Genomic DNA, 20,777 nt, shown 5'->3' on the forward strand with positions numbered 1-20,777 from the left:
AAGAGGGACGAGATGAGAGACTTTGCTTCAGCAGATGAATATCTAGAGTACGGCATACGAGATTTATGGTACCCAGTTTTAGCAAGTTGGGAGGTAGCCTCAAACCCAGTGGGTATTACTCGCTTGGGGGAAAACATTGTGGTGTGGCGTGATAGCCAAGGTCAAGTTCATGCCTTGGAAGACCGTTGTCCTCACCGCGGTGCGCGTCTTTCTTTGGGGTGGAACTTAGGTGATCGGGTGGCATGCTGGTATCACGGGGTTGAGGTTCGTGGTGATGGTGTGGTTGCCGATGTGCCTGCAGTGGCGTCCTGTCCTCTAGAGGGGATGAAATGCGTTAAATCATACCCTGCACAAGAACTGAATGGCGCGATTTTCCTGTGGTTTGGTGTAGATGCAGAGCAGGAACCCACTCCATTACAACTTCCAGAGCAACTAAGCAGTGATGACTGGAGCAGCTTCCTATGTCGCGCGGACTGGGGTGTGAATTACATGTATGCCATTGATAACGTGATGGACCCAATGCATGGTACCTACCTGCATAGCCAGTCTCACTCCATGTATCAAGGTGATCGCGTCGCCAACATGAGCCTACGTCCTACTGAAGAAGGGTTCGTGTTCGAGAAAGAAGGACAAGCGCGTGTCAACTTTGACTGGGTTGAATACGGTCAAACGGGCGGCGCGTGGTTGCGTTTATCCATTCCTTATCAGCAGCAGTTTGGTCCTGGCGGTGATTTTTTTATCATTGGCTTCGCTACACCTATTGATAAAGACAATACACGCGTGTTTTTCTGGCGCTGTCGCAAAGTTAGCGGTTGGCAACGACATGTGTGGCGCTTTATGTACCGCACCCGCTTAGAAAAATTACATTGGGATGTGCTCGAGCAAGACCGCATTATCTTGGAAAACATGGCACCCAACGCAAAAGAGCATGAGTTCTTGTACCAACATGATGTGGGCTTAGCACGGTTGCGTAGACAGTTTAAAAAAGCGGCTCAAACTCAGTTTAAAACCCTGCAAGAGCAAAAAACCGTTGCCGAGGCTTAATGCAGGGGGTGTCAATGAGTTCAACTAGCACGCTACTTTCTAATAAAAAAATACTGATTACGGGTGCTGCGCGCGGCTTAGGGGCTGATTTTGCCCAAGCCGCTTTGGCTGCAGGGGCTGAGGTTTTATTAGCGGATATTTTAACTGACCGCTTAATGGCATTCGTTCAAGAGCTTCGCGACCAAGGCCTAAATGCTCATGGTCTTTCCGTAGATATTAGTCAACAGGAGTCCATTACCGGCTTAGGACACTGGATACAAGAGCACTGGGGGCATGTGGATGGGCTAGTGAACTGTGCCGCTTTGGCTACGGGAGTGGGCGGTAAAACCTTAGAGCACTACTCTCCCGACCTGTGGGACCAAGTCATGTTGGTAAACGTCAAAGGAACTTGGTTAGTGACACAAGCGGTATTGCCTTATATGAAGCAAGCAGATCAAGGCAGCATCGTGAACATAGCTTCAGATACTGCTTTGTGGGGTGCCCCCAAACTCATGGCGTATGTGGCAAGCAAAGGAGCCATTATTGCCATGACACGCTCTATGGCCCGAGAACTAGGTGAGTACAACATCCGTGTTAATACGATTTCACCTGGTTTGACGCTGGTAGAGGCCACCGAGTATGTGCCTGAAGAACGTCACCATCAATATGTATCAGGTCGAGCCTTACAACGGGCTCAATACCCAAACGATATTAATGGCACCGCTTTGTACTTATTGTCTGATCTCTCGTCGTTTGTTTCAGGTCAAAACATACCTGTAAATGGCGGTTTCGTCTTTAACTAACCGCTTGAGTAAGGTTATTTAGCATGATTAATGGACTCAAAAACTTAACTTTTGGCGTAGAAGACTTAAATAAAGCCAAAGACTATTTGTTTGATTTTGGTTTGGATGCTGCGGCAGAGCAAAACGCCGACTCGTTGCATTATGCCTTGCCTAACGGCAGCACAGTGCAGGTGTTTGAGTCTGATCATCCTGATTTACCTCCTGCTTTTGAAAGCGGGTCTACATTACGAGAGGTGACTTGGGCGGTAAACCGGCCTCAGGATTTGCTGCAGTTGGCTCATAATTTACAAGATGAACCGGGCTATGCCTTTGATGGCACCGTGCTGCGCTGTCTAGACCCGAACGGGATGAGCTTACGATTCGAGGTAGCTCAACTAGGCATAGCAACTCAGGCTTTAAGCCCAGCAATAAACCAATATGGGCACATCCAACGGGTAAATGAGGCCAGTCCGGTTTATGAAAAAGCCAATCCGGTGGCGATAGGGCATGTGGTGTTTTTTACCCCTGACTTAGAAACCGTCCAGACATTTTATGAAGAAAAGCTCGGTTTTTACTTATCGGATGCGTATACAGGACGAGGAGCGTTTTTACGCTGTAGCGCCCAAGGATGGCATCACGATTTATTTTTATTGAAGCTGCCTAATCGAGAGCAACCAGGACTCAACCACGTGGCTTTTGTGGTGCGTGACATTCATGAGGTCATCGGGGGCGGGCTCAATATGAACAAAAACAGTTGGGATTCGTTTATTGGGCCGGGCCGCCATCCTGTTTCCTCAGCCTATTTTTGGTATATCCATTCTCCTCTAGGCGGAGCATTTGAATACTATACCAACGACGATTATCTCACCGCAGCCTGGCAACCTAGACATTTTGATTATGCGCTAGAGCTTTTCACTGAATGGGCCATTGATAAAGGCATTGATCCGGCAACAAGACGGCAAATCAGCTCAAACTAAAAGGTGAAGCCATGGAAAATATTGTAGTGATTGGTGGCGGTCAAGCGGCAGCTGTTGCGGCTTATACCTTACGACAAGAAGGCTATAGCGGCACCTTGCATGTGGTCTCGGATGAGCAAGATATATTTTATGAGCGTCCACCGCTTTCAAAACAAAACTTGTTAGCTCCTACAGAGCTAAGCGCCATCCAATTTTATAAACCCGATGTGATAGCTGGGTTAATGATTAATTGGCATTTGGGGCGTAGAGCAGTAGACCTAAACACCCAAACCAAAGTGGTGCGCCTTTGTAATGGCGATCAATTGGTATATGACAAGTTGTTGTTGGCTACGGGTAGCAGCGCGCGGGTTATTAATCCAGCGTGGCAGCAACTAGAAAATGTGCATGAGCTGCGCTCTTTTCTGCATAGCCACCGCTTACGTGAATGTTTAGAGCAAAGCCAACGCTTGGTAGTCATTGGCGGGGGTTGGATCGGCCTAGAGGTGGCAGCATCAGCACGTCAACGTGGCTTGGCAGTAACGGTTTTAGAGCGCGGTGAACAAGTCTGTGGGCGCAGCGTGACCTCAGAGGTTGCGCAGTTTTTGCAAAATCTACACCAAAGTGAAGGCGTTGAAATCCTAACGCATTGCGGGGCGATTGAATTAGCCCAAGGCGATTCCCAAACAGTGCAAGTGTTTATAGAGGGCGAGCTTCACTCTACGGTGGATGCCGTGTTGGTGGCTGCGGGTGCTCAATTAAACACAGAGCTAGCCTGTACCGCAGGTCTTGATGTCCAAGGGGCTGTAGTCGTTAACGAGTACTGTCAAACCTCCGAGCCCGATATTTATGCCGCAGGCGATGTGGCGATTCATCCCGCGTTGGGGATCAGTATGCAGTCATGGGCCCATGCCCAAAATCAAGGCGCAACCGCAGCTAAGCATATGGTAGGCAAAGAAGAGCCTTATCAAGACATTCCTTGGTTATGGTCTGACCAATATGACTGCAATATCCAGATGTTAGGTACACCTTCTCCTTCCTTGTCTTGCGTTATGCGCGAAAGCGGCGCACGCCAAAAAACATTTTTTTATTTTGATGAAGACGAAACGCTGCGCTATGTGGTTGCCGTCAACGATGCCAAAAACATCAAAATAGCTAAACGCTGGATGCAACGTCAGGTGGCTGTAACGCCCGAGCAAGTGGCAGATTTAAGCATCAACTTAATGGCAATAAAGTAAAAGCACCTTGAGGAGTTAGGGCACATGGGGACAGTGAATACGGGCTTAGACCACAGAGCACCGCCTAAAAGCATGGTTAAGCATTGGACACCGGCAGTGGTGCTTATGTTGTGTGTGGTATTGGCTTTTTTTGACAAGATTAGTATTGCGGTGTTGTTTGCCGATCCGACCTTTCAAAACACAATGGGCATCGCTCAGGATAGGGCCAAAGCAGGATGGTTGATGACCAGCTTTTTATTAGCTTATGGTTTTTCATCTATTTTCCTTAGTTTTTTGGGCGATATTTTTAATCCTAAACGGGTCTTGTTTTGGAGTGTAGTGAGTTGGGGCGTGTTAATGCTCCTTATGGGGGTAACGTATACCTACGAGGGCATGTTAACAAATCGCATATTGTTAGGCATTGCGGAAGGGCCTCTGTTTGCTTTGTGTTATAGCATCGTCAAGCAACGCTTTACCGAAAAAGAGCAAGCGCGTGCTTCCACTCTATTTATTTTAGGAACACCTATAGGTGCGGCCTTGGGCTTCCCGATTACGGCCTATGTATTACAACACTATGATTGGCACACCACGTTTTATGTGATGGGTGTGCTGACGCTAATCATGGCGATTTTTGTAGTCATTGGCCTTAAAGACGTAGTGATCAACAAAGACCGCCATAAGAAAAAAGCAGATCACAAAACCAACTTTAAAGTGCTTGCCTCTAATCCTGGTTTTTGGATTATCTGTATTTTCAATATTTCCTTAATGACATATCTATGGGGCTTAAATAGCTGGATTCCTACTTATCTGATTGAGGAGAAAAATTTCAATCTGAAATCCTTTGGCATGCTGTCGTCTATTCCCTTTATCAGCATGCTTGTGGGGGAAGTGGCGGGTGCTTTTTATTCCGATAAGGTGTTTCACCAGTCTCGTGCCAAACAAGTGTTTCTCGGGCTTTTTGTAGCGGGCATTGCGATGTATGTGATGACCTTGGCAAGCGGTGTTTGGATGGTGATTTTAGCAATGTCGGTTAGCTCTATGTTCTGGGGAGTCGCCGTTTCTGCTGTATTCCCCTTGTTAGGTCAAGTAAGCACCAAAGAAGCGGCAACGACGGCTGGCGGAATTTTTAATGGCTTAGGTAATTTCGGTAGTGCTTTAGCCCCCGTACTAATTGGTTATATCGTCACCTTCACTGGTGATTTCAACAACGGCATTTACTTTTTAGCTCTGGTTGCTGTGGTTGGATCCCTCATGTTAGTGGCTTTGATTAAACGTTATTAACTCATGGTTTGTATAGTAAAGGAGTGCAGTTATGAGTCATACATTTCCAGGTTGGGTCAGAAAAGAATCCCAGTCATTAGAAGACTGGATGGCAACACGTATTGCTCGCTTTGAAACGCGTCGTTATGACTTTGATGCGTTAAAGTTTCAGGCTGATTTTGATCCTAAATACCGTCGTGCCCAAATGCGCTATATGGGAACAGGCGCAACAGGAGTAGCAACCGATTCCAATACGGTGCCAGCAGAAAACTTTACTTTTTCTACTATGGTCTTGCCTGCTCAATGCGAAGGCCCATTGCATATCCATAACGATGTAGAAGAAGTGTTTTTTATGTTGCGAGGCTCTATTGAGTTGACATTGGAAGACAACGGGGAAACCTACACTACCGTATTGAAAGAGCGAGATTTAATTTCAATCCCTCCTGGTATTTATCGCGGTTTATATAACCCCACACAAGAAGATGCGTTGATGTGTGTGATGCTAGGGACGAATAAGCCAGAAATACCTACGTATCCTGAAACGCACCCGCTTTCTAAAATAAAACGCAACGCCTAGCTGTATTGGAGTGAATAAAGCCGATGTTAGACCAAATCGAATCCCTCTATAGACAATCCGAGCGTGGCTTGAGTTATATCGATAATCAGGCGGATGCAGACGTTTATGTATTACTGCATGGGATTAGCTCTGGGGCAAAGTCTTGGGTCAAGCAGTTTGTGACCTTAAAAGAGTCCTGTCGGCTTATTGCTTGGGATGCACCTGGCTATGGCAAAAGTGCTGGGTTATTAACCAGCACGCCTACTGCACAGGATTATGCGCTACAGATTAAGCAGCTGTTGGATGAGCTAGAGATTCGCACGCCTGTCACAGTAGTGGGACACTCATTGGGGGCCATGATGGCCGCAGCTTTTGCCAAGCTGTACCCAGAGCAAACTAAAAAACTCGTTTTAGTGAATCCGGCTCAAGGCTATGGGAGCCATGCCAGTACAGACCAAGAACGGGTGTACCGTATGCGCCCAGAGCTACTTAAACGCTTAGGGCCAGCAGGCATGGCTAAAGAGCGCGGGCCACGTTTACTGGCTCAACCTACGCCCTTTAATTTAGAGGTGGTGCAGGCGGTTTCTGCCGGGCTAACCCAACAGGGGCTAACTCAGGCGTCGTACCTACTCGCTTATGACAGCATTGATTGGTATTTGAATTCTTTATCAATGCCTATCCCACTTTGTTACGGAGAAAAAGACAGCATCACTCCTCCTGAGGGTATGTTTGATTTAAAGCAGAAATACCCAAATTTAGAGTTAATTCCTCTCGCTGCAGCGGGACATTTGGCCTATTTGGATCAACCAGCGCTTTTTAATCAACAGGTATTTCAAATATAAACAGTAGCAAACAGAGAGTGTTAACTATGGGTTTTTTAGTTCGTAATCAAGTGGCTATTGTCACGGGCGGCTCATCAGGTATTGGCTTAGAAACAGTTAAGTTGCTTTTGGCTCAGGGTGCAAAAGTAGCATGGTGCGGGCGTAATCCAGAGCGATTACAGCAGTCCTTAGAGCAAATGCAAAAGCTCTACCCCGAAGCCGAATGCTTTACAGCCGTTTGTGATGTGCTCAAGCGCGAAGAGGTCCAACAGTTTATCAAACAAGTCAACGAGCATTTTGGTCAAATCGATATGCTTATCAATAATGCAGGACAGGGCTTGGTTTCCAACTTTGACAATACGGCAGACGAGCAGTGGATTACAGAAGTGGAGTTGAAATATTTTAGTGTTTTGAACCCAATTAAAGCGGCTTTGCCTTTTTTGAAAAAGTCAGCGAACGGTTCCATAACCAATATTAATTCCTTGTTAGCGCTTAAACCAGAACCTCATATGATCGCCACTTCTGCTGCGCGCGCCGGGCTACTAAATCTAACCAAATCCTTAGCAAAAGAGTTTGCTAGTCAAACCATACGGGTGAATTCAGTGCTAATAGGTATGGTGGAGTCAGGGCAATGGCGTCGGCGCTACGAGCAGCGTTCAGACCGATCTAAAACATGGGAACAATGGATTCAGGGCATAGCGAATGATCGAGGCATTCCCATGGGACGCTTAGGCTTACCTCATGAGGCGGCTCAGGCTTTGGTGTTTTTAGCCTCGCCGCTGGCCTCTTATACCACGGGTGCGGTAGTAGATGTATCCGGCGGTTTTAGCCAAGAAATTTAAAGGGATGTTATGAAAACAGTAGTTTTTATTGGCTATGGCGCGATGGCCCAAACCGTGCATCGGTTATTACCGCAAGGCGTTCGATTGGGTGGTGTGGTTGTGCCCTCTGCTGCGGTAGCAGACGTAAAAAATAAGCTTGATGCCAGCGTCGAAGTCGTAAGTGCTATAGCAGAGCTTCAGCTTGAGCCTGACTTAGTGGTAGAGATGGCAGGGCAAGCAGGACTAAAAGAGCATGCAGGCGCGGTGTTAGAGCGAGGCTGGCGTTTAGCGGTGATCTCTGTGGGCGCATTAGCTGATGCAGATTTGCTGGACTCATTACAACGCGTAGCCGAACAACACCAAGCACAAATACAGTTATTACCAGGGGCCGTGGCAGGTATGGACGGCTTGAGGGCAGCGCGGACTTTCGGTTTAGAACAGGTTACGTATCAAGGGCGCAAACCCCCAACGGGTTGGAAAGGTAGCTACGCAGAACAACAGGTGGATTTAGATGCCCTAACTGAAGCGACTGTATTTTTTACCGGTACAGCACGGGAGGCAGCCCAGTTGTTTCCTGCCAATGCCAATGTAGCCGCCACTATTGGTTTGGCTGGGGTGGGCATGGATGCGACGCAGGTTCAGCTTATTGCCGATCCAGCCGTACAGCGTAATACCCACACCATCTATGCCAAAGGCGGTTTTGGTGAAATGACCGTGCAGATGCAAGGTATTGCTTTGGCCGATAACCCTAAAACCTCCACTCTAGCAGCGTTAAGTATTGTACGTGCCATTGAACAGATCAATCAGGTGTGGGTGATTTAGCTCTATCAAAGGGAAAGTATGAAAAAGATTTTTTTAGCCGGAGAGTGGGTGTTAGGGCAGGGAAAGCCTACGGTAAGTTATTTCCCAGCGGATGGCACTAAAAATGATGAGTTCTCCACCGCTAGTGTAGAGCAAGTGGATGAGGCGGTGCATAAAGCACATCAGGCTTGGCAGCAGCCTGAATGGCGTTTTAGCTTGCCGTCACAACGGGCTCGCGTGTTATGGAAAGTGGCCGATCTGATCGAGGCACGTGTTGAAGAGCTAGCCGCATTGCAAACCCGAGATAATGGCAAGCCCTTGAGTGAAACCAGAGGCTTGGTAATGAGTGCAGCACAAACAGCCCGTTATATGGCCTCTGTGTTGGACACCTTAGATGAGGAATTAACAAATCAGCGCGCTAGCGACACATTAACACTAAGTGTTTACGAGCCTTTAGGTGTGGTGGCAGCGATTACGCCATGGAACTCTCCTATTGCGTCAGAGATGCAAAAAATTGCTCCAGCGCTAGCCGGTGGTAACGCCATTGTATTGAAGCCAGCAGAGCTGACCTCTTTGGTTGCTTTGCGCTTAGCAGAATTATTTGAAGAGGCAGGCTTGCCCAAGGGCTTGCTGAGCATATTGCCTGGCAAAGGCTCAGTGGTCGGTAATGCACTAGTTCAGCACGATTTAGTACGTAAAATTTCCTTTACTGGTGGCACCAATACAGGCAAGCAGCTTGCTCATGTTGCCGCCGAGCGTCTGATTAGCACTTCGTTAGAGTTGGGCGGCAAATCACCTACAGTGGTTTTGGAAGATGCCGACTTAGAACTGGCAGTAAACGGCGTTATTTATGGCATTTTTAGCTCGGCAGGGCAGGCGTGTATTGCCGGATCGCGTTTATTTGTGCATCAGTCTCGCTATGACGAGTTTGTAGCTCGCTTGGTAGAAAAAACAAGCCGCTTACGCGTGGGTCATCCTGAAGACCCTGCGACTCAAGTGGGCCCGCTCATTGATGAAAACCACTTACGCAGCGTAGATGCGTATGTGCAGCAAGCCAAAGCAGAAGGGGGGCAGGTAGTAACCGGAGGGCACCGTGTTACAGGCAATGGCTTAGACCAAGGCAGTTATTACGCCCCAACAGTTATTACGGGTTTATCCAATAGCGCTACGGTTTGCCAAGAAGAAATTTTTGGTCCGGTATTAGTGGTGATGCCCTTTGAGTCTGAACAAGAGCTGGTAAGTGTAGCGAACCAGAGTGTGTATGGCTTAGCAGCAGGTATATGGACAGAAAATTACCGTAAAGCTTGGCAGCTAGCACGCTTACTAGATGCGGGTACTGTGTGGATTAACACCTATAAAAAGTTTTCTATTTCTACCCCCTTTGGTGGTTTCAAACAAAGTGGTGTAGGCAGAGAAAAAGGCCGGCACAGTATTTTGTCCTATATGCAGCAAAAAAGTATTTATATTGGTTTAGACAGTACCCCCAACCCATGGTGTGAAGGGTAATCAAGGAGAAAAAGATGACTAAAGTCACTGTAGGAGAAGCAATCGTGCGTGTGCTCGAAGCACACCAGGTAAAAAATATGCATGGCGTGATTTCCATTCATAACTTACCAGTTGCCGATGCAGTAGGACGACGTGAAAAAATGCATTTTGTGTGTGCCCGTGGTGAAGCGGGAGCAGTGTCAATGGCCGATGCAGAAGCACGTTTTACAGGTTTGGGGGTGGCTTTAACCAGTACCGGCGCAGGCGCTGGCAATGCGGTGGGTTCGTTAATTGAAGCCTTTAATGCCAGTAGCCCCGTTTTGCATTTAACCGGTCAGGTAGAACGAGAGTATTTAGATCGCGATGTGAGCTTCATTCATGAAGCCAAGGACCAGTTAAATTTTTTACGCGCTGCGAGTAAAGCGGCATTTCGTATTATGAGTCCTGAGCATGCCGTGGGTGTAATACGCGAAGCTATTCGGGTCGCTACTACGGTACCCATGGGGCCTGTCAGTGTAGAGATCCCCATCGATGTGCAGGCCGCTGAAATAGAGTTGCCCAGCGATTTAAGCCCAGTGGCTCCCTTAGCATTGCCTCAGCCTTCTACTGCAGAGATCACAACCTTAGTGGATGCGCTAAAAACCGCCAAACGACCTATATTCTGGGTGGGTGGGGGCGCTTTGGGCGCAGGTGACCAAGTGAAAGCCTTTGCTGATTTGGGTATTCCTGTGGTGTCTTCAACACATGGCCGAGGCATCTTGGACGATGCCCACCCACGCAGCTTGGGGGCATTCCATAACTCAGAGCAGGTAGAGCAACTACTGGCCGAGGCCGATCTTTTGGTTATCGTAGGCTCTAGATTACGCAGTAATGAAACCAAAACCTACAGTATCGAATTGGCTCCGCATCGAATCCAAATAGATGCTACCCCGATGGCGCAGCAGCGTAATTACCCAGTAAGCCATTTTATTTGCGCTGACAGCCAATACTTATTGCAGCAAGCCCTAACACAGCTAGAGGGGCACACATGGGTAGACGCGCAGTACGATCAACAGATTAGCGCGGCAAAGCAAGACGCAGTTCGTGCGTTAAGCGAGCAAATAGGCGTCTACGCAGATATATGCTTTGCTTTACGAGAGGCGTTGCCTTCGGACAGTATTTTAGTACGCGACATCACCATGTCTGGCAGCACTTGGGGCAGCCGACTTTTCCCTGTAAACAAGCCTTTACAAAACATTCACTCTTTAGCCGGTGCTATTGGCTTGGGGTTAGCCCATGGTATAGGCACAGCCATAGCGAACCCAGATAAAAAAGTCGTTGCTTTAGTGGGTGATGGCGGCTTAATGCTAGGTTTAGGCGAAATAGCCACTTTAGTTCAAGAAAAAAGCAATATGATTTTGCTGGTAATGAATGATGGTGGCTATGGGGTTATGCGAGGCATTCAGCGTCGTTATTTTGACGATAGACAATACTTCAACGAACTGCATACGCCCAGCTACCAGAAAATAGGGGAAGCAATGCAGTGCCCAAGCTTTACCGTTAGCAGCTTAGAACAATTCAAAACTGTGATTGCCGAGGCCGTAGCACTACAAGGCCCAGCCGTAATTGAAGTGGATATGCAAGCTTTAGGCCCTCTGAATTTCTCGGGCCCACCCCAGAAAAAACTGTATTAACCTTTAGACTCATCATAAATGCCCCCTAGGTTGAAGCTAGCCTAGGGGGTATTTTCTTGAAAGGTTAGGCTTTGCTTGGTTAAATAATCAAACAGTAGTTTTGCACTGGCACTGAGTTCTTTTTTACTTCGTACCCCAATGACCAGTTGCCGCTGGGCCCAGTTGTCTTTTAATTCAATAAAATGGGTATGTGGTATTTGAAAAATTTGCGTGCTTTGTCTAGGCATTACGCCTATTCCCATACCCGCATTTACCAATAACGCCATGGTTTCGTAGCTATCAATTTCGGCACGCACCTTTATGTGTTGGTTGACCTCCATTGCCGCTTTGGTAATTTGATAATTAATTTGGGTACCACTGCGCAATACAATCTGCTCATAATTTAAACATTGCTCAAAATATAACTGCTTGTATTGCGTTAATGGGTGGTTAGCAGGTACTAATAAACCCAAAATATCTTTTCTAAAAAAATAGCTTTCAATTTTCGCATCATGGGGCAAAGCCGAATAAATACCAATATCTGCTTTGCTTTTTTCAATATCGTAAACAATATTTTGGCTATTTTTTTCCTCTATTTTTAAATGAATAGTTGGGTGCTTTTTTATAAATTCAGATAATAAATGGGGCAAGTTTTGCGATAAAGCAGAAATGTTCGCCAAAATGTGAACATGGCTTTGGCGCTCTTGAGAAAAATCATGCAAATGGTCTTTCAAAGCCTGAGCGTTTTGTAATAGATTGCGGGCGCGATACAACAGCTCAAGCCCTGCCTCTGTGGGGGCTACACCTTTATTGGTACGGTGTAATAGCTGAGTGTTTAGTTGGGTTTCAAGCTCGCTGATACGTCTACTGACCGCTGCCGATGCGATATGCTCTTTGTGGGCGGCTTGGCTGATGGTGCCTTCTTCAAGGACACGAACGAAGAGTTTTAGGCTGAGTAAATCGAGCGGCATACCGGTAAGGTTGAATCCGTTTAGGTAAAGATAGGTGTTTGGGTAGAAAAGCACCACAGGCCAGCGCCCAAGTGTTTAACGTTTATACACTATAAGCTACAGACGAGCATGCATAGCCCTCGATATAATGCCTAGGCAAAAATTTTCTTGCTTAGCCGTGTGCCGAGGCAATGGACCCAGTCTGTTGGCACATATTCGTCATATAACAGGTCAAGTCGTGTCTATCTATATTTTATTATTAATTGCCGTATTGGCGAATGCATTAGCCAGCGTGTTGCTTAAAGCTTTTAACCTTAAAGGGGGCGACGTCGTTGATATTTTAAATCCAATGACAATGGTGTATGTAGGCAGTGCAGTAACACTGTATTTTGTCGCGTTTTTGGTCTATGCCGCTCTGCTAAAAACTATTCCCCTCAGTAAGGCCTACATCGTGATGACTTCGGGCGTCCAGCTGGTTTTGGTCATAGTGGGCAGTGTGTTTTTTAAAGAAAAAATAACGTTTAACTTAGTTATAGGGATGAGCTTAATTTTTGCAGGTATGTTTTTTTTAAGCAGTAAAGGCATTGACGGGTAATGCGTATTTTAACTCGCTTCAATGGAAACAACGTGATAGATCGGCTCGGTGTGATTTTTTTAGCACTGCTACTGCTTTTCATCGCTTGTTATTATCCCGCCGAACGCACAGGCGATGGAGCGTATTATTACGCCCAGTTAATTGCTTTTTATGAATATGGGCACCCCTATGTAAGCGATGGCGTCAATGCCCAAGTTTTGCAACGAACAGGTGTTAACGCACAGGAAATCCTCACCTCGGTAGGCAAGGACGGCCATATTTACACCTGGCATTTTTGGTTTTACAGTCTGGTTTGTTTACCTGCCTTTTTTGTTTTAAAAAGCTTGGGTTTAGACACACTACAAGCCTTTCAAATAACCAACGCATTACTATGTATAGCGGCCCTGTATTGTCTTTTTAGCAGTGCATCACTCTGCCGCGCCAGTAAATGGTTTATTGCTCTGTGTTTTGTGTTTTCTACCGGTGCAATGTATTTACTTTGGACGCATCCAGAAATATACAGCAGTGCGTTATTGTTGATTGCATGCTGCCAACTCTTGCGCCGTCAATATGCTTGGACAGCCGTGTGGGTGGCGTTGGCCTCATACCAAAACCCATCCTTGGCTTTTTTCCTGTTTCCCGTTTACTTTTACCAGTTTTTTATAGCGTACCGCAGCGACTGGCAGCAGGGATTATGGCGCGTGGCAAAACGTTTTTCTCCCACGTTTATGGCTTCTTTTTTAGTTTTGTTGCCTTACGTTTGGAGTAAGAGTGTGATGGGAGTATTTAACCCCATTGCCGATTCAGACTACGTTAATTATTCATATGTGCGTATTTCGCGTTGGCTGTCATTGCTGTTTGATTTAAACCAAGGGGTCCTTGTTGCCTTGCCGGCAGTGGTGGTGTTGATAGGCGTGCTGTTTTTTTATCGCTTATGGCAGTTCAGAAAATATAAAAAAAACCTCGTCTTTGCCGATATTTTTCTGGTAGCGTTTGTGTTCATGTCGCTGCCCGTTTTAGCGCAAAATAATTGGAACCCTGGGCAAAGTGCATTTCTTCGGTATGTGTGTTGGTTAAGTATTCCTTTACTGTTTTGGGTTGCTTTGCACTTAAATTCATTTCGCCATGCCTCGTGGGTGGTTTTGGCCGTAGCCTTAGTGCAACTTCCACTCGCTTTTTATTATGGCACCCACCACGCTTTAGCACCTGGTGCTTATTTGCAGTTTAAGCCTTGGGTATCAGTAGTGTGGCGAATCAACCCTCATCGCTACAACCCAGCTCCTATGGTGTTTTTTAACCGGTTGCACCAAAAAGAGCTACCTATCAGTACGCCAGCCATCTTTACCAATGACGAGCAGACCATTCTTAAAGTCCTCACACAGCAGTCTACTATGCAGAAAACGATGGAAGAGGTATGTGGGGTGGGCAGTAAACTGGTTCCCATTGATACGCGTCCAAGCAGCCAAGCTCGACTTTCTAAACCTAAAGAGGGCTACGCATACCTGACAGGAAGACTCAAGTGCGAGTATATGTACCCACTAGCCCTACCGCTTACGTTGAATTCCCTCGCGCCGTTATATTTAGGGCAGGGTTGGTCGCACCTTGAAAGTTGGGGGGTATGGTCAGAAGGAAATACTGCTGTGTTGAATCTAAAGACGCTGCATCCCGATAAACCCGTAAAATTACGAATACAAATTGAAGCCGAGACTTATGTGAACGAAAAACATCCCTTACAACGTGTTGGTTTAACGGTAGCAGGGCAGCCTGCTGCAACGTGGGAAGTCCATTACCCAGAGTCGAAACTGGTGGAAAGCGTTGTGGTGTCGTTAAATGCTGGGCAGGATATGCCGTTGGTTTTTAGCTTGCCCGATGCGATATCGCCCCACACTGTCGGGGAGTCTACGGATACCCGCCTGCTTGGCATTGGCTTAAAAGCGTTAAAGATCGAGGTGCTGGATGATTGATTTACTCCGTCTTATGCGCCCTAAACAGTGGGTGAAAAATGTATTTTGTTTAGCACCCTTGATTTTTTCTGGCTTGTTTTTACAGCCCCAAGCCATAAGCCAAGCCGCGTTTGCGTTTTTCTTATTTTGTGTGGCGTCTTCGGCAACTTACATAGTGAACGACTTGCGCGATAGAGAACAAGATCGTTTACATCCTAAAAAATCCAAAATGCGTCCGCTGGCCTCTGGTGCCGTCAACGTACCCGAAGCTCTCGTTTTACTAGGTGGGTTGTATAGTATTTTGCTTGTGGGGTTTTGGTTAGAACCTGAAGTACTGAGCGTTATTTTATTGTATTTGCTCTTAAATGTGGCCTATAGCTTTGTACTCAAGCACCAACCTGTAGTTGATATATTTACCATTGCATTGGGTTTTGTGATTCGTGTATATGCTGGGGCTGTGGCCCTTAGTGTGCCGGTTTCCTCGTGGATGTTTATCACCACGTTGTGTTTAGCATTGTATTTAGCTGCAGTTAAACGCAGACAGGAACTTAGCCAAAGCGGGGCCGGGGGGCGCAAGGTGCTGGAAAAATACTCCATTGGTTTGGTAGATCGCTATGCTGAAATGTCTGCAACTGGAGCATTGGTCTTCTACAGTATGTTTGTTTTGTCGGAGCGCCTCGAGCTGGTCATCACTATTCCCATTGTGTTATTTGGTTTATTTCGTTATTGGTATGTGGTCGAAGCCCTAGATGGCGGTGAATCGCCAACCGATGCGTTATTTGATGACAAGCAGTTGCTCGTCACCGTTATAGTATGGGTTGCTGTATGTGCATGGGCGTTATGGCCTGAACAGGTATAAAAATGGATTATTCTTATGCATTAACCCCGTTTGTGGCATGGTTTGTGGCGGGTGTTACTAAATTTTTAATTAACAGTCTTAAAGCCAAGCAACTGGCTTTTGGCCTTGTGGGCTATGGCGGACTGCCCAGTAACCACAGTGCCATTGTCTCAAGTATGGCGGCGTTGATTGCTTTCAACGAGGGCATAGACCATCCCGCCTTTGGTGTGGCTATTACCCTAGCGTTTATTGTGATGTTGGATGCAAACAGTTTACGACGTCAGGTAGGCAAACAAGCCGCCGCTATTAATCAGCTTCGGGCGCAATCCACTCAGACCGCTCTACGCGAACGCATGGGTCACACAATCATTGAAATTGGCGCTGGGGTGTTGGTTGGCCTATTGGTAGCAGTGTGTGTTGCCCATTTTTAAACGTCGTAATTAGCACAAAAAAGTCACGCCCAAATGCGTGACCTTTTTATACCGGAGGTGTATCAGAATTAGATGCTGGTTTTGCCAGACAACAAGAAACCGGCGTCAGGCACACGAGTTTCTAGGCCTAGTGTTTTCAACATTTGGTATACCGTGGCAACTGAGGCGGATAAAACCGGTTTGCCAATCATGTCTTCAGCACGTTGAATAGCAGGCAAGGAAGGCATTTGCACACACGCTGATAACACCACAGCATCGACGCCCTCGTGATCTAAGCGCTGTACGTGCTCAAGCAGATTTTCTGGGTTCAGTAGGCCTACCTCTAGGTTGTCAGAAACCTCTAGGCTAATGGAGTCTTTGACTTCGATGCCTTCGGCTTCGATGTACTCAACCACGCGTTGAGTTAATGGCTTCATGTAAGGAGTGATAATGGACACTTTTTTAATGCCAAACTCTTTCATGCTGTCTACCAAGGCACCGGCGGAGCTAAGCACAGGAATATCAACGCCAGTGGTTTTAACCGCAGCCTCTAGACGCTCTTGGGATTGACGGTGATAGCCATTGCCCTGAGCCATAATCGCTACTAAACACGCATAGGCCATGACATCACAACGAGCATCGGCAAGCTCAACCACACAACGGTCGCTGGCGGCATCCATGGCTTTTAACTCTTCGGGGGTGACATTCATCATGCGCATGCGTGAGGAATGAAACGTAAAACGATCAGCAGGATTCGCAGCCATGCGTGCATTTAGCATGGCGGGAATTTCTGTTTCCATGGTTGTATTAGAGCTAGGAACGATTTGACCAATACGGTAAGTTTTCATTGTCTCCACCTACAAAAATAAAAGAATAGCTTTAGTTTAATAAATGGATGGCAATGCGTAAAATGCTGTTTGATCATGTTGCCATCGTATTTTGCGATGACTGGAGTGTTTAGTTGTATAGAGATTATGGATGCAGCTCAGAGTCATCCTCGGCCAGTGGTTGGTAAGGGTTGAGAGCGGTTAAGACGTTTTCATACGCGGTCAGCATGCTGTCTAAGGTGAATAGCTCGGCATGACGCAACCGCGCAGCTTGTTTCAGACCAGCGCGTAATTCGGGCTCGTTAAGCAAACGATGCAGCTGTGCAGCACAACTGGTACTGTCATTGAAATAAAGTGCTGCCTCTGCGCAGACCCACCGTGTCGAAGGCGTGTCGAAAGCAATAATAGGTGAACCCGCCGCCAAACTTTCAACTAAACTAAGGCTTGTGCCCCCCAACTGGTGCCCATGCACAAAAAGTAGACTGTGATAGCGCAAGGCCCGTAATGTGGTTTTGTCGTGAATAGGGCCAATGAATTTGACTTCGTCGCTAGCAGAGACCAAGACGCGCTGATGGTAAGGGTTGTCATCGTCAAACGCGCCCACCACCACTAACTGATGCCGACGTTGCTCTTGGCTAAACGCTTGAACGATTTCCAACAAACTATTTTCAGGCTGGGCCAGTGCGTCTATCAATACGTACTTGCCTGACTCCAGTCCAAGCTGACGGAGATCGGTGGTGCTGGCATCGGTAATTGCTAGCGCCCCACTAGGAATAAGATAGCTGTTATCTTTTGTGATGTTCAGTTGGAAATAGTTGATGATTTCGGCGTTATCTACAATAAAATAATCTCCGAGCAAACACGCCATTTTTTCATTAAAACGTGCCCACATCCGGCTCAAGAAGTGGTTGTGTGGATTAAGCTGGGGCCGACTGCCTAAGTGGAAAATAGCTACTTTGCCGCGCAGGCGTTGGAAAATACTTAAAAACGCATACTGATCGTCTAGTATCAGGGTCATTGAAGCCTGCTTTCGGGCGTGCAATACCGACTTTAAGTAAAACATGAATTGGCCTACAGAGCCTGTTTGTTTTACTGGAATATGAACCCGACGCACGCGGCCCCACATGGTTTCGTAAGGTACGGTTCGACTCCAGTCCTCTTGGCAATAAACCGTTACGCGCCACCCTTTTTGTACCAGATGCAAAGCCAGCTCTTCGGCTAGGCTTTCCTTTTCGCCATATTGGGCTGGAACACCGCGGCTTCCTAATATAAGTAATCGTTTATGCATAGATCAAGAGACAATGTGAAGAAATGGATGCTGAATCTGTTAAGATCAAACCACCTAAAGAACGGTAGCATCAATGCGCAGAGTGAATTCGATCAAACAGGGCGCTCTTTTACGGACATCTTTGCGTATTTTAATGATTATTTATATTTTGTTAAAAACAAGTAAAACGGTATGAGAGTTGCAATAATTCATGACTGGCTCGTCACCTACGCAGGCGCAGAACGCGTGCTAGAGCAGCTCGTCCAGTTGTGGCCGCAGGCAGACGTGTTCTCTATCGTTGATTTTTTGCCGTCCGACCAGCGCGGTTTTATCCAAAACAAACCCGTACACACCAGCTTTGTGCAGCGCCTACCCCTAGCAAAAAAACATTACAGGCACTATTTGCCGCTTATGACCTACGCCATCGAGCAATTCGATTTGGGTACCTATGATGTGGTCATTAGTAGCAGCCATGCCGTAGCAAAAGGGGTATTAACAGGTCCCCAGCAGTTACATATTTGTTATTGCCATACCCCCATCCGTTATGCGTGGGATCTTCAACACCAATACCTAGAGCAAAGCGGTTTAAACACCGGGCTAAAAAGTCTAGTAGTGCGATATTTACTTCACAAAATACGCTTGTGGGATTTGCGCACCGCTAATGGGGTAGATGTGTTTATTGGTAACAGCCAATATATTGCGCGCCGTATTCACAAAGTCTATCGGCGCAAGGCCAAGGTGATTTACCCTTGTGTGGATGTAGAGCGTTTTCAGCTAGGCACAAAGCCTAAAGAAGATTTTTATCTCACTGCATCGCGTATGGTGCCGTATAAAAAAATTCAGCTCATTATCGAGGCGTTTGCCGCTATGCCAGACAAGCAATTAGTCGTTATTGGCGATGGTCCCGACATGGCGAAAATTCGTGCCGTGGCCACACCCAATGTGCAGATTCTTGGCTATCAACCTCATGACGTGTTAGTTGATTCCATGCAGCGTGCCAAAGCCTTTGTATTTGCTGCCGAAGAGGATTTCGGCATTGTGATGGTCGAAGCCCAAGCATGTGGCACGCCCGTTATTGCCTTTGGCAAAGGAGGGGCAGCCGAAACTGTGCGCCATACAAAAACTGGCTGGTTGTTTACCGAGCAAACCAGTGCAGCTATTCAACAGGCGGTAACTGATTTTGAAGCGCATTTTAACGCCGACCCACAGCAAATTCGTACCCATGCATTGCAGTTTTCAACTGACCGTTTTAAACAGCAGTTCAAAGAGCTAGTACAAGAAAAATACACTCATTTTATCCAGCATACTCATGAAATTACTGATTAATACTGAACCGCTAAATGCACCGTTAACCGGGATTGGTACCTATACCTATAGGCTGCTTGAGCAGTTTGTGACCATGCCCGAGTTTACTGACATCAAAGCGTTTACGGGGCAACACGTAGTCCCTGCGCATGAAGTCCTTGATCGACTGACCAAGCCCCAGACGTCCGCTACGCCCGAGCCTGCCCCTGTTCCGGCTGAAATGGTAAAACGCTCTTTTTCAACCAAAGTTTACGGACGCCTCAAGCGTTATGCCCGCGCTATTCCGGGGGCTTATCGTTTAAAACAAGCCTATGGCAGCGCGGTATTACGACAACAACAAAAAGAACTGGCTACCTATTTGTACCACGAGCCAAACTTTATTCCGGTACGCACAGAAAATAAACTGATCACTACCATTCACGATCTATCATGGATTCATTTTCCTGAATATTTACCTGCAAAACGTTTAGAGTGGTTACAAACGGGTATTCAGCAGGCCGTTAACTCTGCCGAACACATTTTGACTGTTTCCGAGCTGGTACGAGAGGAAATCATCGATCACTTTAAGGTCAGTCCCGATCGAGTGCATGCGGTCTATTTAGCTGCGGACGAGCGCTTTCAGCCACGTCAGGCTGCGCAAACCCAGTCCGTGTTAGACAGCTATGGCCTCACACACGGGCAGTATGTGTTGTATGTGGGAACTATCGAGCCGCGTAAGCGTGTCGAAGAGCTATTAAATGCATGGGAAATGATAGATCCAGCTTTGCGTCGCACCCAACAGTTAGTCATAGCGGGCGGCATCGGTTGGCAGTATGATCACGTCATGGAGCGGTTGCGTACCCTGCAGGACCAAGGTCAGCTGCGGTATTTAGATTATGTCTCCCATGCTGATTTACCCTTTTTGGTGTCGGGCAGCATGGGTTTTGTGTTTCCTGCTATTTACGAAGGCTTTGGCTTACCTGTGCTAGAGGCGATGGCCTCTGGTGTGCCGGTGCTGTGTCGCGAGGGCACGTCCATGGCTGAGTTTGCTCAGGGCGCAGTGCTTTTGCACGGCAACTCAACTCAGGCTTTGGCCGAACAATTGGCACATTTAGTACAAGACACCTCGTTACGAACCGATTTGATTGAACGCGGTCTAAAGCGCGCTAGCGAGTTTTCATGGACAAAGTGTGCGCGTAGCACGGTCGAGGTCTATAAGCAGTGCCTCTAAATTTATGCTGTTATTTTTCGGTTAGGTTAAAGTTAGGTAGGTAAACGACGTAGCTTTGCTAAAATCTGACCTATTAACGACC

19 protein-coding genes and 1 pseudogene are annotated in these 20,777 nt (G+C 47.0%); 17 read left to right on the forward strand and 3 right to left on the reverse strand.

What is annotated here, in order from left to right; all coding sequences use genetic code 11:
• Positions 1 to 12: 12 nt before the first annotated feature.
• From ACBP46_RS11830 to ACBP46_RS11880, 11 genes are read left to right on the forward strand one after another with little or no spacing between them, the layout of a single operon-like run.
• The gene (locus tag ACBP46_RS11830) at positions 13 to 1,044 is read left to right on the forward strand and encodes a Rieske 2Fe-2S domain-containing protein (RefSeq protein WP_371016923.1); all 1,032 of its coding nucleotides are present in this window, start codon (positions 13 to 15) and stop codon (positions 1,042 to 1,044) included.
• An 8-nt stretch (positions 1,045 to 1,052) separates the two neighbouring features.
• Complete coding sequence (locus tag ACBP46_RS11835) at positions 1,053 to 1,826, forward strand: SDR family oxidoreductase (protein ID WP_371016995.1); 774 nt, start codon at positions 1,053 to 1,055, stop codon at positions 1,824 to 1,826.
• Positions 1,827 to 1,849: 23 nt separating this feature from the next.
• Positions 1,850 to 2,782: a VOC family protein gene (locus tag ACBP46_RS11840; RefSeq protein WP_371016924.1), complete on the forward strand. Its 933-nt coding sequence runs from the start codon at positions 1,850 to 1,852 to the stop codon at positions 2,780 to 2,782.
• 11 nt (positions 2,783 to 2,793) lie between these two features.
• Positions 2,794 to 3,996, forward strand: a complete 1,203-nt coding sequence (locus tag ACBP46_RS11845) for an NAD(P)/FAD-dependent oxidoreductase (RefSeq protein ID WP_371016925.1) — start codon at positions 2,794 to 2,796, stop codon at positions 3,994 to 3,996.
• A 24-nt stretch (positions 3,997 to 4,020) separates the two neighbouring features.
• Entirely contained in the window at positions 4,021 to 5,256 is a 1,236-nt protein-coding gene (locus ACBP46_RS11850; protein WP_371016926.1) for an MFS transporter, read from the forward strand.
• Between the two features lie 31 nt (positions 5,257 to 5,287).
• The gene (locus tag ACBP46_RS11855; protein WP_371016927.1) at positions 5,288 to 5,812 is read left to right on the forward strand and encodes a cupin domain-containing protein; all 525 of its coding nucleotides are present in this window, start codon (positions 5,288 to 5,290) and stop codon (positions 5,810 to 5,812) included.
• A 23-nt stretch (positions 5,813 to 5,835) separates the two neighbouring features.
• The gene (locus ACBP46_RS11860) at positions 5,836 to 6,633 is read left to right on the forward strand and encodes an alpha/beta fold hydrolase (protein ID WP_371016928.1); all 798 of its coding nucleotides are present in this window, start codon (positions 5,836 to 5,838) and stop codon (positions 6,631 to 6,633) included.
• Between the two features lie 26 nt (positions 6,634 to 6,659).
• Positions 6,660 to 7,454, forward strand: a complete 795-nt coding sequence (locus tag ACBP46_RS11865; RefSeq protein WP_371016929.1) for an SDR family oxidoreductase — start codon at positions 6,660 to 6,662, stop codon at positions 7,452 to 7,454.
• A gap of 9 nt (positions 7,455 to 7,463) precedes the next feature.
• The gene (locus ACBP46_RS11870; RefSeq protein ID WP_371016930.1) at positions 7,464 to 8,255 is read left to right on the forward strand and encodes an aspartate dehydrogenase; all 792 of its coding nucleotides are present in this window, start codon (positions 7,464 to 7,466) and stop codon (positions 8,253 to 8,255) included.
• An 18-nt stretch (positions 8,256 to 8,273) separates the two neighbouring features.
• Positions 8,274 to 9,740, forward strand: coding sequence for an aldehyde dehydrogenase (locus ACBP46_RS11875; protein ID WP_371016931.1), 1,467 nt, complete (start codon positions 8,274 to 8,276; stop codon positions 9,738 to 9,740).
• A gap of 14 nt (positions 9,741 to 9,754) precedes the next feature.
• Positions 9,755 to 11,392 carry a thiamine pyrophosphate-binding protein gene (locus ACBP46_RS11880; protein WP_371016932.1) on the forward strand — a complete coding sequence of 546 codons (1,638 nt, stop codon included), beginning with the start codon at positions 9,755 to 9,757 and terminating at the stop codon, positions 11,390 to 11,392.
• Between the two features lie 41 nt (positions 11,393 to 11,433).
• Here the strand turns inward: ACBP46_RS11880 and ACBP46_RS11885 are convergent, their stop codons facing one another.
• Positions 11,434 to 12,342 carry a LysR family transcriptional regulator gene (locus tag ACBP46_RS11885; protein ID WP_371016933.1) on the reverse strand — a complete coding sequence of 303 codons (909 nt, stop codon included), beginning with the start codon at positions 12,340 to 12,342 and terminating at the stop codon, positions 11,434 to 11,436.
• Between the two features lie 217 nt (positions 12,343 to 12,559).
• Between ACBP46_RS11885 and ACBP46_RS11890 the strand changes: the two genes are divergently transcribed.
• The 4 genes from ACBP46_RS11890 to ACBP46_RS11905 are packed head-to-tail and all read left to right on the forward strand — an operon-like array spanning position 12,560 to position 16,107.
• A complete protein-coding gene (locus tag ACBP46_RS11890) occupies positions 12,560 to 12,916 on the forward strand; it encodes a hypothetical protein (RefSeq protein ID WP_371016934.1) in 357 nt (118 codons plus the stop codon).
• Positions 12,917 to 12,948: 32 nt separating this feature from the next.
• On the forward strand, positions 12,949 to 14,859 hold the full coding sequence (locus tag ACBP46_RS11895; RefSeq protein ID WP_371016935.1) for a DUF7024 domain-containing protein: 1,911 nt from the start codon (positions 12,949 to 12,951) through the stop codon (positions 14,857 to 14,859).
• Positions 14,852 to 15,697, forward strand: a complete 846-nt coding sequence (locus tag ACBP46_RS11900) for a decaprenyl-phosphate phosphoribosyltransferase (protein ID WP_371016936.1) — start codon at positions 14,852 to 14,854, stop codon at positions 15,695 to 15,697. Before ACBP46_RS11895 ends, ACBP46_RS11900 begins: the two co-directional genes overlap by 8 nt.
• Positions 15,698 to 15,699: 2 nt before the next feature.
• Positions 15,700 to 16,107: a divergent PAP2 family protein gene (locus ACBP46_RS11905; protein ID WP_371016937.1), complete on the forward strand. Its 408-nt coding sequence runs from the start codon at positions 15,700 to 15,702 to the stop codon at positions 16,105 to 16,107.
• 68 nt (positions 16,108 to 16,175) lie between these two features.
• On the opposite strand, the gene ACBP46_RS11910 is transcribed toward ACBP46_RS11905, so the two are convergent.
• Both ACBP46_RS11910 and ACBP46_RS11915 read right to left on the reverse strand, forming a co-directional pair.
• Entirely contained in the window at positions 16,176 to 16,934 is a 759-nt protein-coding gene (locus ACBP46_RS11910; protein ID WP_371016938.1) for a maleate cis-trans isomerase family protein, read from the reverse strand.
• Between the two features lie 124 nt (positions 16,935 to 17,058).
• Entirely contained in the window at positions 17,059 to 18,201 is a 1,143-nt protein-coding gene (locus tag ACBP46_RS11915) for a glycosyltransferase (protein ID WP_371016939.1), read from the reverse strand.
• Between the two features lie 171 nt (positions 18,202 to 18,372).
• On the opposite strand from ACBP46_RS11915, the pseudogene ACBP46_RS11920 reads away from it, so the two are divergent.
• Positions 18,373 to 19,443, forward strand: a pseudogene (locus tag ACBP46_RS11920) (glycosyltransferase family 4 protein); the annotation flags it as partial.
• A 46-nt stretch (positions 19,444 to 19,489) separates the two neighbouring features.
• Positions 19,490 to 20,695, forward strand: coding sequence for a glycosyltransferase family 4 protein (locus tag ACBP46_RS11925; RefSeq protein WP_371016940.1), 1,206 nt, complete (start codon positions 19,490 to 19,492; stop codon positions 20,693 to 20,695).
• Positions 20,696 to 20,777: the final 82 nt, after the last annotated feature.

This window comes from Paenalcaligenes hominis, from assembly GCF_041359055.1.
GTDB classification, from domain to species: domain Bacteria; phylum Pseudomonadota; class Gammaproteobacteria; order Burkholderiales; family Burkholderiaceae_B; genus Paenalcaligenes; species Paenalcaligenes hominis_A.

Bases quoted from the DNA above. Each gene is read 5' to 3' on its own strand.
- ACBP46_RS11830 (WP_371016923.1), top strand. From the start codon at position 13: ATGAGAGACTTTGCTTCAGCAGATGAATATCTAGAGTACGGCATACGA.
- ACBP46_RS11840 (WP_371016924.1), top strand. From the start codon at position 1,850: ATGATTAATGGACTCAAAAACTTAACTTTTGGCGTAGAAGACTTAAAT.
- ACBP46_RS11845 (WP_371016925.1), top strand. From the start codon at position 2,794: ATGGAAAATATTGTAGTGATTGGTGGCGGTCAAGCGGCAGCTGTTGCG.
- ACBP46_RS11850 (WP_371016926.1), top strand. From the start codon at position 4,021: ATGGGGACAGTGAATACGGGCTTAGACCACAGAGCACCGCCTAAAAGC.
- ACBP46_RS11855 (WP_371016927.1), top strand. From the start codon at position 5,288: ATGAGTCATACATTTCCAGGTTGGGTCAGAAAAGAATCCCAGTCATTA.
- ACBP46_RS11860 (WP_371016928.1), top strand. From the start codon at position 5,836: ATGTTAGACCAAATCGAATCCCTCTATAGACAATCCGAGCGTGGCTTG.
- ACBP46_RS11865 (WP_371016929.1), top strand. From the start codon at position 6,660: ATGGGTTTTTTAGTTCGTAATCAAGTGGCTATTGTCACGGGCGGCTCA.
- ACBP46_RS11870 (WP_371016930.1), top strand. From the start codon at position 7,464: ATGAAAACAGTAGTTTTTATTGGCTATGGCGCGATGGCCCAAACCGTG.
- ACBP46_RS11875 (WP_371016931.1), top strand. From the start codon at position 8,274: ATGAAAAAGATTTTTTTAGCCGGAGAGTGGGTGTTAGGGCAGGGAAAG.
- ACBP46_RS11880 (WP_371016932.1), top strand. From the start codon at position 9,755: ATGACTAAAGTCACTGTAGGAGAAGCAATCGTGCGTGTGCTCGAAGCA.
- ACBP46_RS11885 (WP_371016933.1), bottom strand. From the start codon at position 12,342: ATGCCGCTCGATTTACTCAGCCTAAAACTCTTCGTTCGTGTCCTTGAA.
- ACBP46_RS11900 (WP_371016936.1), top strand. From the start codon at position 14,852: ATGATTGATTTACTCCGTCTTATGCGCCCTAAACAGTGGGTGAAAAAT.
- ACBP46_RS11905 (WP_371016937.1), top strand. From the start codon at position 15,700: ATGGATTATTCTTATGCATTAACCCCGTTTGTGGCATGGTTTGTGGCG.
- ACBP46_RS11910 (WP_371016938.1), bottom strand. From the start codon at position 16,934: ATGAAAACTTACCGTATTGGTCAAATCGTTCCTAGCTCTAATACAACC.
- ACBP46_RS11915 (WP_371016939.1), bottom strand. From the start codon at position 18,201: ATGCATAAACGATTACTTATATTAGGAAGCCGCGGTGTTCCAGCCCAA.
- ACBP46_RS11925 (WP_371016940.1), top strand. From the start codon at position 19,490: ATGAAATTACTGATTAATACTGAACCGCTAAATGCACCGTTAACCGGG.